This window comes from Stenotrophomonas sp. YJH_SMC_110 (genome assembly GCF_059369255.1).
This window is the reverse complement of the sequence record NZ_JCAFSM010000001.1, coordinates 926,788-946,147: the sequence shown is the minus strand read 5'-3', so window position 1 is coordinate 946,147 and position 19,360 is coordinate 926,788. Positions and strand designations below refer to the sequence as shown.

16 protein-coding genes are annotated in these 19,360 nt (G+C 69.4%); 15 read left to right on the top strand and 1 reads right to left on the bottom strand.

The annotated features are described in order from the left end of the window. From AC5P6H_RS04235 to AC5P6H_RS04170, 14 genes are all read left to right on the top strand, one after another. A complete protein-coding gene (locus AC5P6H_RS04235; protein ID WP_014648845.1) occupies positions 1-942 on the top strand; it encodes a lysophospholipid acyltransferase family protein in 942 nt (313 codons plus the stop codon). Beyond that, on the top strand, positions 932-2,482 hold the full coding sequence (locus tag AC5P6H_RS04230; RefSeq protein WP_032960620.1) for an HAL/PAL/TAL family ammonia-lyase: 1,551 nt from the start codon (positions 932-934) through the stop codon (positions 2,480-2,482). Before AC5P6H_RS04235 ends, AC5P6H_RS04230 begins: the two co-directional genes overlap by 11 nt. Then, complete coding sequence (locus AC5P6H_RS04225; protein ID WP_032960618.1) at positions 2,469-2,900, top strand: acyl-CoA thioesterase; 432 nt, start codon at positions 2,469-2,471, stop codon at positions 2,898-2,900. The genes AC5P6H_RS04230 and AC5P6H_RS04225 overlap by 14 nt, the downstream gene beginning before the upstream one ends. Next, positions 2,897-3,526 (top strand): LolA family protein, encoded by a 630-nt coding sequence (locus tag AC5P6H_RS04220; RefSeq protein WP_041863962.1) that lies wholly within the window; start codon positions 2,897-2,899, stop codon positions 3,524-3,526. The genes AC5P6H_RS04225 and AC5P6H_RS04220 overlap by 4 nt, the downstream gene beginning before the upstream one ends. Continuing rightward, on the top strand, positions 3,519-5,873 hold the full coding sequence (locus AC5P6H_RS04215; protein ID WP_227864177.1) for an MMPL family transporter: 2,355 nt from the start codon (positions 3,519-3,521) through the stop codon (positions 5,871-5,873). The genes AC5P6H_RS04220 and AC5P6H_RS04215 overlap by 8 nt, the downstream gene beginning before the upstream one ends. Positions 5,874-5,925: 52 nt before the next feature. Next, positions 5,926-7,176, top strand: a complete 1,251-nt coding sequence (locus AC5P6H_RS04210; protein ID WP_014648840.1) for an NAD(P)/FAD-dependent oxidoreductase — start codon at positions 5,926-5,928, stop codon at positions 7,174-7,176. Next, entirely contained in the window at positions 7,164-7,721 is a 558-nt protein-coding gene (locus AC5P6H_RS04205) for a DUF3261 domain-containing protein (RefSeq protein ID WP_014648839.1), read from the top strand. Before AC5P6H_RS04210 ends, AC5P6H_RS04205 begins: the two co-directional genes overlap by 13 nt. After that, positions 7,718-8,902, top strand: a complete 1,185-nt coding sequence (locus tag AC5P6H_RS04200; protein WP_014648838.1) for a beta-ketoacyl-[acyl-carrier-protein] synthase family protein — start codon at positions 7,718-7,720, stop codon at positions 8,900-8,902. The genes AC5P6H_RS04205 and AC5P6H_RS04200 overlap by 4 nt, the downstream gene beginning before the upstream one ends. Beyond that, positions 8,899-9,354 (top strand): hotdog family protein, encoded by a 456-nt coding sequence (locus AC5P6H_RS04195; protein ID WP_032960608.1) that lies wholly within the window; start codon positions 8,899-8,901, stop codon positions 9,352-9,354. Before AC5P6H_RS04200 ends, AC5P6H_RS04195 begins: the two co-directional genes overlap by 4 nt. Continuing rightward, positions 9,351-10,082, top strand: a complete 732-nt coding sequence (locus AC5P6H_RS04190; protein WP_032960607.1) for a 3-ketoacyl-ACP reductase FabG2 — start codon at positions 9,351-9,353, stop codon at positions 10,080-10,082. The genes AC5P6H_RS04195 and AC5P6H_RS04190 overlap by 4 nt, the downstream gene beginning before the upstream one ends. Then, positions 10,082-11,320 carry a beta-ketoacyl-ACP synthase gene (locus AC5P6H_RS04185; protein WP_014648835.1) on the top strand — a complete coding sequence of 413 codons (1,239 nt, stop codon included), beginning with the start codon at positions 10,082-10,084 and terminating at the stop codon, positions 11,318-11,320. Before AC5P6H_RS04190 ends, AC5P6H_RS04185 begins: the two co-directional genes overlap by 1 nt. A gap of 61 nt (positions 11,321-11,381) precedes the next feature. Continuing rightward, on the top strand, positions 11,382-11,822 hold the full coding sequence (locus AC5P6H_RS04180; protein WP_049442064.1) for a hypothetical protein: 441 nt from the start codon (positions 11,382-11,384) through the stop codon (positions 11,820-11,822). Positions 11,823-11,982: 160 nt separating this feature from the next. Then, positions 11,983-12,243 carry a YcgL domain-containing protein gene (locus AC5P6H_RS04175; RefSeq protein WP_049404015.1) on the top strand — a complete coding sequence of 87 codons (261 nt, stop codon included), beginning with the start codon at positions 11,983-11,985 and terminating at the stop codon, positions 12,241-12,243. Further along, positions 12,236-15,574: an ankyrin repeat domain-containing protein gene (locus AC5P6H_RS04170; protein ID WP_032960601.1), complete on the top strand. Its 3,339-nt coding sequence runs from the start codon at positions 12,236-12,238 to the stop codon at positions 15,572-15,574. The genes AC5P6H_RS04175 and AC5P6H_RS04170 overlap by 8 nt, the downstream gene beginning before the upstream one ends. 189 nt (positions 15,575-15,763) lie before the next feature. On the opposite strand, the gene AC5P6H_RS04165 is transcribed toward AC5P6H_RS04170, so the two are convergent. Next, positions 15,764-17,542, bottom strand: coding sequence for a monovalent cation:proton antiporter-2 (CPA2) family protein (locus AC5P6H_RS04165; RefSeq protein ID WP_014648831.1), 1,779 nt, complete (start codon positions 17,540-17,542; stop codon positions 15,764-15,766). 346 nt (positions 17,543-17,888) lie between these two features. Between AC5P6H_RS04165 and mgtE the strand changes: the two genes are divergently transcribed. After that, positions 17,889-19,259 carry a magnesium transporter gene (gene mgtE, locus AC5P6H_RS04160; RefSeq protein WP_495202331.1) on the top strand — a complete coding sequence of 457 codons (1,371 nt, stop codon included), beginning with the start codon at positions 17,889-17,891 and terminating at the stop codon, positions 19,257-19,259. Positions 19,260-19,360: the final 101 nt, after the last annotated feature.

The following is a 19,360-nucleotide window of genomic DNA, read 5'->3' as shown; positions in this document are numbered from 1 at the left end:
ATGGCGGCCGCGCAGGGTGCCCCGCACTGGGCCGACATCGGCGAATCGACGTCGGTGGCCGGCGTGCTGTTCCTGTGCTGGGTGCACCGCTGGTTCGGGCGCTGGCCGTTCCGCCTGTGCGTGTGGCCGGTGGTGGCCTGCCATTGGCTGGGCAACCGTATAGGGCGCCAGGCTTCGATGCAGTACCTGCAGCGGCTGCAGGCGCACAGCGGCGTGCTCGGCCGCGCGCCGACACGGCGTGACAGCCTGCGCCACTTCTTCGCCTTCGCCGATACGATGCTGGACAAGATCCTCGGCCTGGGCGGGCGCTACCCGGCCGAGCGCATCCACCTGCATCGTGACCTGGTGCTGCAGAAGATCGCGCGCCGCGAGGGCGGGCTGATCCTCACCGCGCACATCGGCTGCCTGGAGCTGTGCCAGGTGCTGGCCGAACAGGTGCCGGGGTTCCGCATCACCGTGCTGGTGCACACCGCGCATGCGCAGCGCTTCAACCGCCTGCTGCAGCGGCTGGACCCGCTGGCGGCGGTGGAACTGGTGCAGGTGACCGAAATGGGGCCGGCCACCGCGGTGATGCTGGCCGAGCGCGTGGCGGCGGGGGGCTTCGTTGCCATCGTCGGCGACCGCACGCCGGTACAGGGTGGCCGCAGCGTCACTGCCGATTTCCTGGGCCACCGCGCGCCGTTCCCGATCGGCGCCTATGTGCTCGCCGCGGCGCTGGGCTGCCCGGTCTACACCATGGCCTGCCTGCACGAGGGCGACGGCTATCGGGTGGCATTCGAACAGTTCGCCGAACGCATCGTGCTGCCGCGTGGCTCGCGCGACGCCGCGCTGGCCGAACAGGCACAGCGCTTCGCGCGCTGGCTGGAACTCCAGGTCATCCAGTCCCCGTTGGACTGGTTCAATTTCTTCCCCTTCTGGGATCAGGCTCCGCATGACGACTGACGCCGTACCCGTGTGCCGCTTTGGCGACGCACCGTTGACCATCGAAGACGTGGTTGCCCTGGCCCAGCGCCAGTGCGAGGCCGCACTGAGCGACGCGCCGGCGTTCCGCGCGCACATCCAGCGCGGTGCCGACTTCCTCGACCGCCTGCTGCGCGAGGACGGCGTGATCTACGGCGTGACCACCGGCTACGGCGACTCGTGCACGGTGAACATCCCGCCGGCGCTGGTGGCGGAACTGCCGCACCACCTGTACACCTACCACGGCTGCGGCCTGGGCCGTTACCTGGACCCGGTCGAGACCCGCGCGGTGCTGGCCGCGCGCCTGGCGTCGCTGGTGCGCGGCATGTCCGGCGTCAGTGTGCCGCTGCTGGAAGGCCTGGCCACGCTGCTGCAGCACGACGTGCTGCCGATGATCCCGGCCGAAGGCTCGGTCGGTGCCAGCGGCGACCTGACTCCGCTGTCGTACGTGGCGGCGGTGCTGTGCGGCGAGCGCGAGGTGCTGCATGACGGCCGCGTGCAGCCGGCGGCCGAAGTGCTGGCGAAGATCGGCATGACCCCGCTGAAGCTGCGGCCGAAGGAAGGCCTGGCGATCATGAACGGCACCGCGGTGATGACCGGCCTGGCCTGCCTGGCCTGGCAGCGCGCCGATTACCTGGCGCGCATGGCCACGCGGTTGACCGCGTTCAACGTGCTGGCCAGCGACGGCAACGCGCACCACTTCGACGAAACCCTGTTTGCCGCCAAGCCGCACCCGGGCCAGGGCCGCATCGCTGCGCGCCTGCGCAGCGACCTGCACAGCGAACGCCCGCCGCGCAACGAACAGCGCCTGCAGGACCGCTATTCGCTGCGCTGCGCGCCGCACGTCATCGGCGTGCTGGAAGACAGCCTGCCGTTCCTGCGCCAGCTGATCGAAACCGAACTGAACAGTGCCAACGACAACCCGCTGATCGACGCCGACGGCGAGCGCATCCTGCATGGCGGCCACTTCTACGGCGGCCACATCGCACTGGCGATGGACACCCTGAAGAACACCGTGGCCAACGTTGCCGACCTGCTCGACCGGCAGCTGGCGCTGGTGGTGGATGCCCGCTACAACCACGGCCTGCCGGCCAACCTGTCGGCGGCCACCGGCCCGCGCGCGGCCATCAACCATGGCCTGAAGGCGCTGCAGATCAGCGTGTCGGCCTGGACTGCCGAAGCGCTGAAGCAGACCATGCCGGCCAGCGTGTTCTCGCGTTCCACCGAGTGCCACAACCAGGACAAGGTCAGCATGGGCACCATCGCCGCGCGCGACTGCCTGCGCGTGATCGAGCTGACTGAACAGGTGGTGGCGGCAATGCTGATCGCCGCCCGCCAGGGCCTGGCGCTGCGCGAACGGGTTGGCCTTAACGCGCAGCTGCATGGCAGTCTGGCCGACATGTACGCCGACCTGGGGCAGCGCATCGCCCTGGTTGAAGAAGACCGCGCGCTGGATCGCGAACTGCGGGAACTGCTGGTGGAGATCCGCGCGCAACGTTGGGAGCTGTATGCCGGTGAATGAGGCCATCGAACGGGTTGGCGAAATTGCGTTGACCCCTGCCTTCCATGACTGCGATCCGATGAACGTGGTCTGGCATGGCAACTATTTCAAGTACTTCGAGATCGCGCGCTGCGCGCTGCTCGGGCGCTACGACTACGACTACCCGCAGATGCTCGAATCGGGCTACCTGTGGCCGGTGGTCGATGCGCGGGTGAAGTACGTGCGGCCGCTGCTGTTCAACCAGGCGCTGCGCGTGGTCGCGCGCATCGTGGAATGGGAGAACCGGCTGAAGATCGAGTATGAAATCCTCGATGCGCAGAGCGGCCAGGTGCTGACCCGCGCGATGACCATCCAGGTCGCGGTGGACGCGGCCAGCAAGGAAATGCTGTACCAGTGCCCGCCGGTACTGTGGGAACGCCTGGGAGTACCTGCGCCGTGAACCCCCTTGTCCGTCTTTCGAGCGTGCTGCTGTGCGCGCTGATCTTCGTTGCCGCACCGCAGGTGCAGGCGGCCGACCCCGCCATCGATGCGATCACCCAGGCGGTGGCGCGGCCCGATGTGCTGCGTGGCCAGTTCAGCCAGGAAAAGCAGGTCAGCGGCTTCAGGAACCCGCTGCGCTCGCAGGGCCAGTTCGTGGTCGCGCGCCAGCACGGCGTGATCTGGGCCACGCTCAAGCCGTTCCCTTCCGAAGTGGTGGTCACCGCCGACCGCATCCTGAGCCGCCAGCGCGATGGCAGCACCCGTGTCGAACTCGATGCACGGCAGCAGCCGGCGATGCGTTCGGTGAACGCGATCATGTTCGCGCTGATGAGTGGCGACGTGCAGGCGCTGTCCAGCCAGTTCAACGTGGCGGCCAGCCGTGAAGGGCAGGGCTGGCGGCTGCGGCTGACGCCGAAGTCGGCGATGCTGGCCAAGGCGTTCCAGTCGCTGACCCTGCAGGGTGACCGCTACGTGCGCCAGGTCGAGATCGTCGAGGCCAACAAGGACCGCACGCAGATCCAGTTCAGTGCATTGAGCGAGGCGCCGGCCACGCTCACCGCCGACGAGGCACGCCGCTTTGAGTGAGGCCGTCGCATCGAACGCACCGGAGCGGCTGCGGCGCTGGTGGCACTGGCTGGGCATCGCCTGGCTGTTGCTGCTGCTGGTACTGGGCGCGCAGCAGTGGCACCTGTGGAGCCAGCAATCGCGGATCGATACCGACATCCTCGCGCTGCTGCCGCAGGATGCGCATGACCGCCTGTTGAGCGACGTCACCCGGCGCATCGCCGACGGCAGCTCGCGGCAGGTGGTGGTGCTGCTGGGCAGCAAGGACGGCGCTGCCGCCAAGCGTGCGCAGGCGGCCTTTGCCGCGGCCATGGCCAAGGACACTGACCGAGCCCTGCTGGTGCCCAGTGGTTCGATCGAAGGCTGGTTCGATGAGGCGCGCGCGTTCTACGCGCCGTACCGCGACCGCCTGCTGACGCCGGCCCAGCGCGAGCAGCTGCAGGGCAGCGAACCGGGCGCGTTGGCCGAGCAGGCGTTGGCCGCGCTGTACGGCCCGATGGGCGCTCCGCGCCTGACCGACTGGCGGCAAGACCCGTTGTCGTTGTGGCCGCAATGGTGGCAGCAGCAGTCGCAGGGGTCGGGGTTGCGGCTGGGCGATGACGGCCTGCTCGAAGCCGAGGGCAGGCACTGGGCCGTGCTGCAGTTCGATACACCGGGTTCGGCGTTCCAGCTCGACGGTGAGCGTCATCTCGACGGCCTGCTGGAACGTGCCGGGCGGGCTGCCAGGGCGGCAGCGCCGGAGCTGGAAATCCTGCATGCCGGCGTGCCGCTGCACGCCGAGGCGGCCGCGGTGCAGGCCAACCAGGAGATCAACACGATCGGCTGGGGCTCGCTGGCCGCGGTGCTGCTGCTGGTGTGGCTGGCGTTCCGTTCGCTGCGGCCGATCCTGCTGGTCGCCGCGTCGTTGCTGATCGGTTGTGGCGTGGCGCTGGCGGTGACCGTGCTGGTGTTCGGCAAGGTGCACGTGCTCACCCTGGTGTTCGGTGCGTCGCTGGTGGGCGTGGCCGAGGATTACGGCATCCACTGGTTTGCCTCGCGCCAGGCCGAGCCGGCCGATCGCCGCTGGAAGCTGCTGCGGCACCTGTTGCCGGGCCTGTGGCTGGCCTTGCTGACCAGCGCGCTGGCCTACCTGGCCCTGGGCCTGGCCCCGTTCCCGGGCCTGCGCCAGATGGCGCTGTTCTCGGTGGTCGGCCTGGCCGCCGCGTTCCTCACGGTGATCTTCTGGTTCCCGTGGCTGGATGGCGGCGAGATCCGCCAGACCCGTTTCTCGCAGTGGCTGGGCAACACGCTGGAGCGCTTCCCGCGGTTGCATGGCCGCCGGCCGGTGACGGTGTTCGTGGTGATCACGCTGGCGCTGTCTGCCATCGGCATCGCCCGCCTGCACAGCAATGACGACCTGCGCAGCCTGCAGTCCTCACCGCCGGCACTGATGGCCCAGCAGATCCGCCTGAGCCAGCTGCTGGGCATGCCCAGCCCGGCGCAGTTCTATCTGGTGCAGGGCAGTGACGCTGCACAGCTGCTGCAGCGCGAAGAAGCACTGACCGAACGCCTGCGTGTACTGGCCAACGACAAGCGCATCGGCGGTTACCGCGCGATCAGTGACTGGCTGCCGTCGCCGGCACGCCAGCAGGCCGATGCGGCGCTGACCGCCAAGGTGGAACCGGGCGTGCTGCAGGCCGTGTCCGATGCGGTCGGAGAACCCTTGCCGCGCCCCGACTTCGCCACCACGCCGCTGACCGCGGAGGCGTTCCTGGCCTCGCCGGCCTCGCAGCCGTTCCGCCACCTGTGGGTGGGTGAGGTCGGTGGGCAGATGATCAGCGTGGTGATGGTCGATGACCTGTCGCGCGCCGATGCGCTGGCGACCCTGCGCGGGGCGGCCGAAGGCCTGCCCGGCGTGCGCTGGGTGGACCGCACCGCCGACTTCTCGCAGCTGCTGGGCCACTACCGCAAGCTGATGGGGGGGCTGCTGCTGGTCGGCATCGTGCTGGTGTTCGGCGCGCTGTGGCTGCGCTACCGCCGCCAGGCCTGGCGCGTGTTCGCGCCGACCCTGATTGCCGGTGCGTTGACCCTGGGCCTGCTGGGCCTGTTCGGCCAGCCACTGCAGCTGTTCAACGTGCTGGCACTGATGCTGCTGCTGGGCATGGGCATCGACTACGGCATCTTCCTGATCGAGCACCGCGGCGATGCCAGTGCCTGGCTGGCGGTGTGCGTGGGCGCGGCCAGCACCTGGCTGTCGTTCGGCCTGCTGGGACTGTCGCAGACCCCGGCGCTGCGCGCGTTCGGCCTGACCCTGCTGTTCGGCATCGGCCTGGTCTGGCTGATCTCGCCGCTGTTCCGGCCGCCGCCGCATGATCTGCCGCGGGCCTGAGCCAGCTTCCGACTTCCTTCTTTCCACTTGATCGAGCAACAAGGACGCACCGATGAATACTGCTGTGGATGCTGTCGAACGTACTGAAATCCTGATCATCGGTGCCGGCCCGGCCGGCTCCGTGGCTGCGGCGATGCTGCGCCAGCAGGGCCGCCAGGTGCTGATGCTGGAGCGCCAGCAGTTCCCGCGCTTCTCCATCGGCGAAAGCCTGCTGCCGCAGAGCATGGAGTACATCGAGGCCGCCGGCCTGCTGCAGGACGTGGTCGAAGCCGGCTTCCAGCACAAGAACGGCGCGGCCTTCGTGCACGGCGAAGCGCGTACCGCATTCGACTTCAGGAAGAAGTTCTCGCCGGGCTGGGGCACCACCTACCAGGTGCAGCGCGCCGACTTCGACAACGTGCTGGCGCGCGGTGCCGAGCGCATGGGGGCCACGCTGCGTTTCGGTGATGAAGTGCTGTCGGTCGAAGCCGGCGAGCAGCCGGCGGTGACGGTGCGCCGCCCGGACGGCAGCGAGTACCGCATCGAGGCCGATTTCATCCTCGACGCCTCGGGCTTCGCACGCCTGCTGCCGCGCCTGCTGCAGCTGGAATCCCCGTCCAACTTCCCGGTGCGCGGGGCGATCTTCTGCCACGTGCGCGACAACATTCCGGCCGAAGCGGACTTCGACCGCAACAAGATCCTGATCACCACCCATCCCGAGCACGTCGACGTCTGGTACTGGACAATCCCGTTCTCCAACGGCTGCTGCTCGCTGGGCGTGGTCGCCGAACCGTCGTTCTTCGAGCGCTACGAGGGCGACGACCTGCAGAAACTGCAGGCCATCGTCGGCGAGGACCCGAACCTGACCCGGCTGCTGGCCAATGCCGAATGGGCGGTGCTGCCGGTGCGCCGCATCACCGGCTACTCGGCCAATGTCAGTTCGTTGTGGGGGCCGGGCTATGCCCTGCTGGGCAATGCCGGCGAGTTCCTCGACCCGGTGTTCTCGTCCGGCGTGACCATCGCCTTCAAGTCCGCGCAGCTGGCCAGTGCATGCCTGGCGCGCCGCTATGCCGGCGAAGCCGTGGACTGGGAAGCGGAGTTCTCGGTCCCGCTGCGGGCGGGCGTGAAGACCTTCCGCCGCTTTGTCGAAAGCTGGTACGAAGGCGGTTTCCAGAAGATCATCTACCACCCGCAGCAGCAGCCCGAAGTGCGCGACATGATCAGCTCCATCCTGGCCGGTTACGCCTGGGACACCAACAACCCGTACGTGGCCGATGACAGTGGCCGCCGCATGCGCGTGCTGGAGCAGCTGTGCGGCGCCTGATCGCCCCTGCGACAGCACTGCTGCTGAGCCTGCTGCTGGTGGCCTGCGCCGGCCGCATGCCGAAGCCGTTGGTGGAACTGCCGCCGCTGCGCCTGTCGCCGGCCAGCCTGCCGGCGCCGCTGGCGTTGCAGCAGCAGTTGCATTTCCGGTTCGGCACGCATGAGCGCGACCTGGATGCACTGCTGGAAGCCGATGCGCAGCAGGTGCAGCTGGCGGTGCAGGCGATGGGCCAGACCGGCGTGCGCCTGCAGTGGGACGGCCGGCAGCTGACCCAGCAGCGCGCGCCGTGGCTGCCGCCGCAGGTGCGCGCCGAGCGCGTGCTGGATGACCTGCAGTTCGCGCTGTGGCCGACCGCAGCCATCGCGGCCGCGCTGCCAGCCGGCTGGCAGGTCCGTGACGATGGCCATCAGCGCAGCCTGTCGCGCGACGGCACGGTGTGGCTGCAGCTGCAGCGCCTGGACGATGGCAGCGTGCAGCTGGACAACCGCGCCGAAGGCTATGCGCTGCGCATCGAATCGATCGACATGGCCGGGCCGGATCGATGAGTGCACCGATCTATCTGAACGATCTGGGCGTGGTCTGCGCGCTCGGCGATGGCCGCGACGCGGTGGCTTCGGCGATGTTCGCCGGCGTGCCGGGCGGGCTCAGCGACAACGATACCCTGCTGCCGGGGCACACCCTGGCGCTGGGGCAGGTGCGTACACCGCTGCCGACGCTGGAAGAACTGCCGGCCGCCCTGCGCGGGCGCAACAACGCCCTGCTGGACGTGGCACTGGCGCAGATCGCACCGGCGGTGGCCGCCGCGATCGCCCGCCACGGCGCCGAACGCGTGGCGGTCGTGCTGGGCACCAGTACCTCGGGCATCGGTGAATCCGAGCAGGCCCTGCGCACCCATGCCGAACAGGGCCAATGGCCGCCCGGGTTCGATTACGCCCAGCAGGAAATGGGTACTGCCGCGCAGTTCGTGCGCCAGCGCAGCGGCGCTCAGGGGCCGGCGTGGACCCTTTCCACCGCCTGCTCGTCCAGTGCCAAGGCACTGATGTCGGCGGCACGCATGCTGCGGGCCGGTATCGTCGACGCCGTGATCGCAGGTGGCGCGGACTCGCTGTGCCGCTTCACCGTGGCCGGCTTCAGCGCGCTGGAATCGGTGTCGGCCCTGCGCTGCAATCCATTCTCGCAGCACCGTGCCGGCATCAACATCGGCGAGGGTGCCGCGCTGTTCCTGCTCACCCGCGAACCCGGCCCGGTATGCCTGGCCGGCTGGGGCGAATCGGCCGACGCGCACCATATGTCCGCCCCCGATCCGCAGGGCCTGGGTGCCATCGATGCCCTGCAGCAGGCGCTGCAGCGCGCCGGCTGGGCGGCCGATGAAGTGGACTACGTGAACCTGCATGGCACCGCCACCGGCCACAACGATGCGATGGAAAGCCTGGCGGTGTCGCAGGTGCTGGGCAACCAGGTGCCTGCCAGTTCGACCAAGCCGCTGACCGGCCATACGCTGGGTGCTTCAGGCGCGATCGAAGCTGCACTGTGCTGGATCGTGCTGGCCGGGAACCCGCAGCAGCAGCTGCCACCGCACTGGTGGGACGGCGTGGCAGACCCCGCGCTGCCGGCACTGCCGCTGGTCGCACCGGCCACCCGCCTGGCACAGGCACCGCGGCGGGTGCTGAGCAATTCGTTCGCCTTCGGCGGCAGCAATGCCGTGCTGGCGCTGGAGCGTCGATGAACACGCTGTACGCGATCGAAGAGGTGGTGCCGCACCGCCAGGACATGTGCCTGCTGGAGCGCATCACGCACTGGGACCAGGACACCATCGAGGCCGAACTGGTGGTGCCCGACGCGGGCCTATTCGTCGAGGAGGGCCAGGTGCCGGCGTGGGTCGGCATCGAATACATGGCGCAGGCCATCGCGGCCTGGGCCGGTTGCCGTGCGCGTGCGGCGGGCAAGCCGCCGCAGTTGGGCTTCCTGCTTGGCAGCCGCCGCTACAGCAGCCCGCGCAGCAGCTTTCCCAGCGGATCGCGGCTGCGCGTACAGGCGCGCTGCGAGCTGTTGGGTGACAATGGATTGGGGATGTTCGCCTGCCGCATCCTGGCAGGCGAGGACGAATGGGCGACAGCCAACGTGTCGGTGTTCGAACCGGCCGATGCGATGGCCTATCTGGAGAGTGGACAGGCATGACAGGGAATCGAAGCGTGCTGGTGACCGGCGCCAGCCGGGGCATCGGCCGGGCCATCGCGCTGCGCATCGCGCGTGACGGCTTCGACGTGGTGGTGCATTGCCGCAGCCGCCTGGATGAGGCACAGGCCGTGATGGCCGAGATCCACGCGTTGGGCCAGCAGGCCCGCGTACTGATGTTCGACGTGGCTGATCGCGAGGCCGCACGCGCTGTGCTGGAGGCCGATGTCGAAGCGCACGGCGCGTACTACGGCGTGGTCTGCAACGCCGGCATCGCCCGTGACGGTGCCTTCCCGGCACTGTCAGCGGAGGATTGGGACCAGGTCATCCACACCAACCTGGACGGTTTCTACAACGTACTGCATCCGCTGATCATGCCGATGGTGCGCCGGCGCAAGCCTGGCCGCATCATCACGCTGTCGTCGGTGTCCGGACTGGCCGGCAACCGCGGGCAGGTCAATTACAGTGCCGCCAAGGCCGGCATCATCGGTGCCACCAAGGCCCTGGCGCTGGAACTGGCCAGCCGCCAGATCACCGTCAACTGCGTGGCCCCGGGCCTGATCGAGACCGAAATGCTCAACGATGAAGTGGTTGAACACGCGCTCAAGCTGATTCCCGCCGGCCGCGTCGGTCGTCCCGACGAAGTGGCGGCCACGGTGGCGTTCCTGCTGTCCGAGCCGGCCGGCTACATCACCCGCCAGGTGATCTCGGTGAACGGAGGCATGATCTGATGGCCGCCGATCGTCGCGTGGTGGTCACCGGTGCCGCCGCCATCAGTCCGCTCGGCCACGACTGGCCGACCATCGAGGCACACCTGCGCAGCTGCCGCAATGCGGTGCGTGCGATGCCCGAGTGGGATGTCTATGCCGGGCTGAACACCAAGCTGGCCGCGCCGGCGCAGGATTTCGAGCTGCCGCCGAACTACAACCGCAAGACCACCCGCTCGATGGGCAAGGTCGCGATCATGTCGGTGCGCGCCACTGAGGTGGCACTGCGTGAAGCCGGCCTGCACGAGCATCCGGTGCTGCGCAGCGGCCGTACCGGCGTGGCCTACGGCTCGTCCTCGGGCAGCCACGAGGCCACCGGTGAATTCGGGCGCATGCTCAATGAGTTCACCACCGATGGCATCAGTGCCACCACCTACCTGAAGATGATGAGCCACACCGCGCCGGTCAACATCGGCGTGTTCTTCGGCCTGTCCGGGCGCGTGTACACTACCTCCAGTGCCTGCACCTCCGGCAGCCAGGGCGTGGGTGCGGCCTATGAAGCGATCCGCAGTGGCAAGCAGACGGTGATGGTGGCCGGCGGTGCCGAGCAGCTCGATGCCACCGCAGCGGCGGTGTTCGACACCCTGTTCGCCACCAGCGTGCGCAACGATGCGCCGCAGACCACCCCGCGCCCGTTCGATGCCGGCCGTGATGGCCTGGTGCTGGGCGAGGGCGCCTGCACGCTGATCCTGGAAGACCTGGAGCACGCGCAGGCGCGCGGCGCCACCATCCTTGCCGAGGTGGTCGGCTACGGCACCAACAGCGATGGCCAGCACGTCACCCAGCCCAGCGCCGACACCATGGCCCAGGCCATGCGCCTGGCGCTGGAGGATGCCGGCCTGGACGCGGCGCAGATCGACTACGTCAACGCCCACGGCACCGCCACCGACCACGGTGACATCGCCGAAACCCAGGCGACCGCGCAGGTGTTCGGCAACCGCGTGCCGATCAGCTCGCTGAAGAGCTATGTCGGCCACATGCTGGGTGCCTGTGGCGCGTTCGAGGCCTGGCTGAGCATCCAGATGATGCGCGCCGGCTGGTTCGCGCCGACCCTGAACCTGGCCGAGGTCGACCCGCGCTGTGGCCAGCTCGACTTCATCACCGGGCAGGGCCGCGAACTGCAGGCCGAGTACGTGATGAGCAACAACTTCGCCTTCGGCGGCATCAACACCTCACTGGTGTTCCGCCGCTGGAGCGAGTGATCCACCGCCCCACCGCACTGTTTCCGCCATCCACCCGCACCCCTGACAAGGAGAAGTTTCGATGCGCCGCACTCTCATGCTCGCCACTGCCACCGCGCTGCTGGCCCTGACCTCCACCGCCTCTGCCCGCGATACCCGCGTCGAGCAGTCCCTGCAGGAGCTGGTCAGCTCGCAGGCTGCCAAGGACGCCGGCATCGACGGCAGCGTGCGCTTCTACCTGGCCGGCCAGCCGGTCAGCGTGCAGCAGCGCCTGGGTGAAGACGTGACCAACAAGAAGACCAACGCCGCCAACAAGAGCGATGCCGAGGCCTGCCGCTGGGTCGCGCTGTCGGCGCTGCGCGCGCTGCAGGACGGCGCCAGGTCGCGCGGCGCCAACGCCGTGGTCGACATCGTCAGCTACTACAAGAAGAACGAGTTCAAGAGCAGCACCAATTACGAGTGCTACGCCGGCACCATCCTCGCCGGTGTCGCGCTGAAGGGCACCTACGCCAAGGTCAAGTAAGCGCCCGCGTGGCGGCGGCGTTGGCTGAACGTCGCCGCCACATTGCTGAACCTCGCAAGGGAAACGCCGCCGATCGCGCCGCCATCGTCGGCTGACGGCTTTCCCCGGTGTCGGCTTTCCGACACAATCATGGCTCTTCCCGGGTTATCGTCCCGCGGACATGCACGCCTACGTCTATAAAAGCCAACTCAAGCCGGACACCTACGTCTACGTTCCCCGACGCGATGATTTCAGCGCGCTGCCCGCGCCGCTGCTCACCTCGCTGGGGACGCTCACCTTCGTCCTGGAGGTGGCCCTGGATGTCCAGCGCCGCCTGGCCCAGGCCGATCCTGAAAAGGTCCGCAGCGAAATGAGCGAACGCGGGTTCTACCTGCAGGTACCGCCGTCGGTGGCCAGCCTGATGCCGCGACACTATGACTGACACCTCCCGTCCGCGTGCCCTGTCGATCGCCTTCGCCGTGGGTGCCATGCTGGCGTTGGGCGCCGCGGTGGGCGGTGTGCCGGGTGCCATCCTTGCCGCACTGGCGCAGCCGGCGTTCGCGCTGGGCGTGTCGTGGTGGCGTCGCAGCCGTGCGCTGCTGCCGCTGAAGGTGGTCGCACGCCAGGACCTGCCCGCACTGCTGGCGCTGTGGGCTGCCGCGCCATTGCTGCTGGCGCTGCTGCTGGCCTGGCCGCTGGCGGCCCTGCGTGACAGCGGCAGCCTGGCGGCGGTGCTGGGCCTGAGCGTGCTGGTCAGTGCCGGCCTGCTGGCGGCCTGGCGCACCTGGCCGCTGTGGAACGATGTCGAACGCCTGGATGGCAGCCTGGCCCAGCACTGGCAGGCGCTGGCCGGCCGCGACCTGACCGCCTGGCGTGGTCTTGGCGTGGCGGCGCTGGTGATCGCCTTGGCCGCACTGGTGGTGCTGCCGGCCTGGCCGGGCCTGTTGCCGGACGGCGCACGCTGGCCCGCCGCACTGGCGGTCGTGCTGCTGTCGCCGGCGCTGCACCTGCTGCTGCAGCGGGTCGCGCCCGCGCCGCTGGTGTCGCTGCGCCCCAGCCCGTTCGCCGCTGCCAGCAGCGAACAGGAACCGATGTTCCCCGCTGCGGCCGAAACCGCGCCGCTGGAGGCGATGGCGCCGCAGGAACTGACACCGGCCCTGTATGAGGCCGCGCGCCAGGGCCGCGTCGACCGTGGCCTGCAGCTGCTGCAGGCCGGTGCTGATCCGTATGCGCTGCCGGACCCGAACTGGCGTGACCAGCGCAGCCTGGCGGTGCTGGCGGCGGTGCTGCCGGACCTGCGCCTGCTGCGCGAGCTGATTGCCCGCGGCGTAGATGTGAACGCGCCGCACCGGGGCATGACCCCGCTGCTGGCCGCCACCCGTGACAGCTGGCATGGCCGCCCCGAAGCGGTGATGACCCTGCTCGCCAACGGTGCCGATTCGCGTGCCACCGACAGCGATGGCAACACCCCGCTGCACCATGCCGCACGCAGTTCCGACCCGGGCGTTGCCGCGCTGCTGCGCGATGCCGCTGCCGAAGTCGATGCGCTGAACCGCGAGGGCTGGTCGCCGCTGGCGGTGGCCTGCCAGGTCGGCAACTGGCGCCTGGCCCGCTTCCTGCTCGAGCGCGGTGCACGCAGCGAACCGGCCGATGGCACCCCGGTGCTGCTGGCCGCCGCCGCCACCGAGGACGACGATCCGGCCGGCGTGCAGCTGCTGCTCAAGCACAAGGCACGCGCCGACGCGCGTGATCGCCAGCGCCGCAGCGCGCTGCACGAGGCAGCGCTGGCCGGCCACGTGGAGATCATCGGCGTGCTGCTGGGCGCCGGCGCCAACCTGGAAGCGCGCGATGCACTGGGCCGCACGCCGTGGCTGGAAGCCGCCCGTGCCGGCCGTGCCGCCGTGGTCGAGCACCTGCTGCCGCACAAGCCGGACCTGGTCGCGGTGGACGGCGAAGGCCGCAATGCGGTGCAGCTGGCAGTGATGGCCGAGGATGTCTCGCCGCTGCTGATCAAGCGCCTGGTGGAACTGGGCATCGCCGCCGACGCCACCGACCCGGTTGGCCGCCGCGCGGTGGACTATGCGGCCGAAGCGGGCCGCTGGGCGATCGTGGCCCTGCTGGACCCGTCTTATCCGCTGCCGGCAGCCGTCAGTGATGGCCTGGCCGAGCGCGGTGAAGCGGCCAGCGCCAGCGGCCTGTTGCCGGACCGTCCGCCGCTGACCCTGCTGCGCGAAGCGCTGGGCTTCGGCAACACCGATGGCATGGCCGCGCTGGCCAGGCTGTGCCAGCCGGAAGAACTGGGCGGCCTGCTGCTCGATCCGGAGTTGGCCCTGGAGCCGCGCGCGGTCGATTGGCTGCTGGCCCACGGTGCCGATCCCTATGTGCGCGACGCCTGCGCCGATACGCCGATGTTCGCGCTGCTGTCGCGCGGCATCGACGCGGTGCCGGCGCTGCAGGTCATGCTGCAGCGCGGCCTGTCGCCGGCCGGGCGCGGTGGGCTGGCACGCTTCCTGGCCGCCTGCGCACAGCACGACCAGGCCGCCCGCGGCCTGGAACAACTGGCGCTGGAACTGCTGGAGCGTGGCGCCGATCCGTTCGCCGCTTCGCCGGCCGGTGACCCACCGCTGTCGCTGGCGGTACGCCTGGGCTGGCTGCGCCTGCAGCAGGCCCTGCTCAAGGCCGGTGTCGATCGCGAGGCGCGCGACAGTCATGGCATGACCGCATTGCATCTGGCCACCGCACTGGCCCGCGAAGGCGCACTGAAGCTGCTGGTGCAGCACGGTGCCTCGCCGGAAGCACGTGCCGCCGACGGTCAGACGCCACTGGGCGTGGCGCTGTCGATCGGTCGCCGTGACCTGGCCGACTGGCTGGACTGGCGGGTGTGGCCGCTGCCGCGCCGTACCCTGCGCGAGGCCGATCTGCCGGCCGCTGCGATGGCCGGTGATGTAGACGCCGTGCGCCGCCTGATCGATCTGGGATTTGCCGTCGACGCGGTCGACGCACAGGGCTGCACCGCGCTGCTGCGTGCGGCCGGTGGTGGTCACCTGGCCGTGACCGACCTGCTGCTGGCGCGCGGTGCCGATCCGCAGCACGCCGCTGCAAGCGGTGCGACGCCGCTGTCGGCGGCGGTCAGCATGCGCCAGGTCGACATCGTTTCGGCCCTGCTCGATGCCGGCGCCAAGCTGGAACACCGCCTGCCGGGCGGGGTGACCGTGCTGATGCTGGCCTCGGCGCTGGGCCTGCCGGACATCGTCGCGCGCCTGCTCACTGCCGGTGCCGACGTGCATGCCGGTGACGCGCAGCAGCTGGGCCCGCTGCACTGTGCCGCGCTGTACGGTTTCAGTGCCCGCGACCGCTCGCGCCTGCTGGCCCTGCTCGACACCCTGCTGTTGGCGGGCGCCGAGCCGGACCAGGCCGCCGCCGGTTCGGTCACGCCGCTGCTGCTGCTGCTGGGCGCACGCGCCGAGCCGGGAACCGCCTGCGACGAGCAGGTGGTGATGGCGGCGGTAGAGCGCCTGCTGGATGAGGACGTCAGCCTGGACGTGCGCGATCCGCGCGGCTTCGGCCCGCTGCATCTGGCCGCCCTGCATGGACTGCCGCTGCTGGTGCAGCGCCTGTTGCGCGCCGGTGCCGATCCGGAAGTGCGCGACAGCCTCAACCGCAGCCCGCGCGAGATCGCGGTGATGCGCGGCTTCATCGACGTCGCTGGCGAGTTCGAACCGCGCGTGCCGGGCGTTTCGTCGATGGCGCGGTTCCTGCGCGACAACGGTTGAGCATCGGGATCGGAATCCGCAGTGGGTAGTGCCGGCCGCTGGCCGGCAACCTGCTGAGACCTCCGGGATACCGAGGCTGCCGGCCAGCGGCCGGCACTACCGGGTCCGCCATCGATCGGGTCGGTGCCAACCCTGCCCCCGGTGGGTGCCGATCGTGCCCCGGTGGGTGCCGACCGTTGGTCGGCACGCCTACTTGCCGTCGCTTTCCGCGTCGGCCTCGAACAGATGCATCAGGTCGTTGCGTGCGTCGCGCGAGGTCTGGATCACCGCTGCCTCGTCGTCGTACACCAGATACTGGTCGCGCAGCAGCTGCTCATCGTGCTCGCGGAAGCGCTGCACATGGCGTTCGGCCACGTCCGGTGCCACGCCCAGCGCGGTCAGCACGCGCCCGCTCATCTCAAGGCTGGTGCCGAACACTTCGCGGAACGGCTCGGCCGACATGTCCATCAGGCGCCAGGCATGCTGGCGGTTGCGTGCACGCGCCAGCACCGTCGCGTCCGGGTACAGCCGGCGCACCATGCGTACCGCGCGCAGGTTGGTCTCCGGGTCATCCACGGTGATCACGAACACATCGATGTGCTCGCCCCCCGCCGCACGCAGCATCTCCGGCCGGGTCGGATCGCCGTAGTACAGCTGGTTGCCGAAGCGGCGCAGGTCGGCAACGGTGTCCGGGTTCGCCTCCAGCGCCACGAACGGCACCTTCTGCGCGGTCAGCAGGCGCGCGATCACCTGGCCGAAGCGTCCCATGCCGGCGATCAGCACCTTGGGCCGGTTGTCCGGCGCCACCTTGTCGGCCTCGGCCGCCGCGCGTGGTGCGGCTTTTTCCTGGCCGAGCAGCTTGAGCAGCGCGATCATCAGCAGCGGCGTGATCGCCATCGACAGGCCGACGATCGCCACCAGCCGGTCGTGGTTGGCGTTGCCCAGCAAGTGCGCGCGCTGTGCCTCGTTGAATACCACGAAGGCAAACTCGCCGCCCAGCCACAGCACGCTGCCCAGCAGCAGCGATTGCCGCGAGCTGAGCCGGGCGACACGTCCAACCGCGTAGAGCAGGCTGAACTTGACCACCAGCAGGATGCCGACACCCGCGGCGATCAGCCACGGCTCGGCGGCGATGCGGTCCAGGTCGATGCCCATGCCCACTGCGATGAAGAACAGGCCCAGCAGCAGCCCCTTGAACGGTTCGATCTGCGCTTCCAGCTCATGCCGGAACTCCGAATCGGACAGCAGCACGCCGGCCAGGAACGCGCCGAGGCTGGGGCTGAGGCCGGCTTCCTGCATGAACCAGGCGGTGCCCAGCACCACCAGCAGGGCGGTGGCAGTGAATACTTCCGGGCTGCGGGTCCGCGCAATGATGCTGAACACCTTGCGCAGCACCGGTCGTCCGCACAGGATCACCACCGCCAGCGCACCCAGCGCCACGGCCGCATCTTCCCAGCGCAGGGTCTCGTTCTTCACTCCGCCCAGCAGCGGGATGGCCGCCAGCAGCGGGATCGCGATCAGGTCCTGGAACAGCAGGATGGCGAACCCGAGCCGGCCATGGTCGCTGTTGATCGCCTTGTGCTCGGACAGCAGCTGCAGGCCGACCGCGGTGGATGACAGCGCCAGCGCCACGCCGACCACCAGCGCGCTCTTCCACTGGAAGTGATCGAGCAGCAGCAGGCCGCCCAGCACCAGCCCGGACAACGCCACCTGCGCCGCGCCGGCGCCGAACACCGAGCGCCGCATCACCTTCAGGCGTGCCGGTGACAGCTCCAGGCCGATCACGAACAGCAGCATCACCACACCGATCTCGGCGGCACCGAGGATGCGGTCGGCGTCCTGCACGAAGCCCAGCCCGTCCGGGCCCAGCACCACGCCGGCCGCCAGGTAGCCCAGTACCGCGCCGAAGCCGAACTTCTTGAACACCGGCACGGCGATGACCGCCGCCAGCAGCAGCACCAGGGCCAGTTCCAGACCACCGCTATGCATGGGAATACCTGGTCATCGGGGGAGCCCGCTGTGCGTCCGTTCGGATGGGGGAGGGCGTGGCGAGCGCCACCACGACATTATGCGCGCCGGCCTGTGTATGCACGAGAACAACCGGCCGGGCGGCCACCCAGCGCGGGGCGCCCAGGTTGACCTGCATGGCCCACGGGTCCAGACTGCCCGCCGCTGGCGGCGCGTCCGTTGGCATACGCATCCCGGAGTCCCCAACCCATGTCCAGCGACAGTAGAAGTCGACCTCGTTCGACGCCAGCGATGGCCACCGCCTGACACCGGGACGGTTTGCCTGCGTTGGCGTTGCGCGAGGTCGCATCCCCACAAGGCAAAACCGATGAACCAGAAGCAATTGCTGCGCCCGGTGGCCGATGCCGCCGCACTGGCCGCACCGCTGGCGAACTACAACACCGCCGACGCGGTGGAATTCCTCAACACGCTGGACCTGACCCGCGCCGCGGAAACGCTGGCTGCGCTGCCGTTGCCGCGTGCAGTGAAGATGCTCGAAGCGCCGGAGCTGCACCGCAGCGGTGAGCTGGTGGCCGCACTGCCACCCGCGCGGGCTGCGGCGCTGCTGGGCCTGATGGCCGACGACCGCGCCACCGACATCGTCCACGAGCTGGATGAGGAAGAGCGCGCGCGGTTGATCCCGCTGCTGGGCACCGACGCCCGCCAGGTCATCCAGAAGCTGCTCAGCTACCCGCCGAACACCGCCGGCGCACTGATGACCACCGAGTACGTGGCGGTGCCCGCCAGCTGGACCGTGGCGCAGACCCTGCAGCACATCCGCCAGGTCGAGCGCACCCGCGAGACGGTGTACGCGATCTACGTGCTGGAGCCGGCCAGCCAGCAGCTGCAGCAGGTGGTGACCATGCGCCGGCTGATCACCGGCCTGCCCGAGGAATCGATCCTGGACGTGGCTCAGGTCAATCCGCCGGTAACAGTGGATGCGCTGATGGACCAGGAAGAGGTGGCACGGCTGATCCGCCGCCACGACCTGCTGGCGATTCCGGTGGTCGACGCGCAGCAGCAGATGCTCGGCATCGTCACCGTGGACGACGTGCTCGATGCGCTGATCGAGGAATCCACCGAGGACGCGCACAAGTTCGGCGGCATGGAAGCGCTGGACAAGCCGTACATGCAGATCGGCTTCTTCGAGATGCTGCGCAAGCGCGCCGGCTGGCTGAGCGTGCTGTTCCTGGGCGAGATGCTGACGGCCAGCGCGATGCAGCACTACGAGGACGAACTGGCGCGCGCGGTGGTGCTGACCCTGTTCATCCCATTGATCATGAGTTCGGGTGGCAATTCCGGCTCGCAGGCCACCTCGCTGCTGATCCGCAGCCTGGCACTGCGCGAACTGCGCCTGCGCGACTGGTGGAAGGTGGCCCTGCGCGAAGTGCCGACCGGCATGGTGCTGGGCGCCATCCTCGGCTGCCTGGCCATCGTGCGCATCGTGATCTGGCAGCTGGGCGGCCTGCACGACTACGGCGAGCACTGGATCCTGCTGGCGATCACCATCGGCGCCGCGCTGGTGGGCATCGTCACCTTCGGTTCGCTGTCCGGCTCGATGCTGCCCTTCATCCTGAAGCGGCTCGACTTCGACCCGGCCAGCGCCTCGGCCCCGTTCGTGGCCACCCTGGTGGATGTGACCGGCCTGGTGATCTACTTCAGCATCGCCGCGATGATCCTGCACGGCACGCTGCTGTAACAAAACGTGCACGCCGGGGTCGGATCCCTTCGCGCAGCGAAGGGCTCTGACCCCGGATATCCGCAGCAGGGGTCGGAGCCCTTTCCTGCGAAAAGGGATCC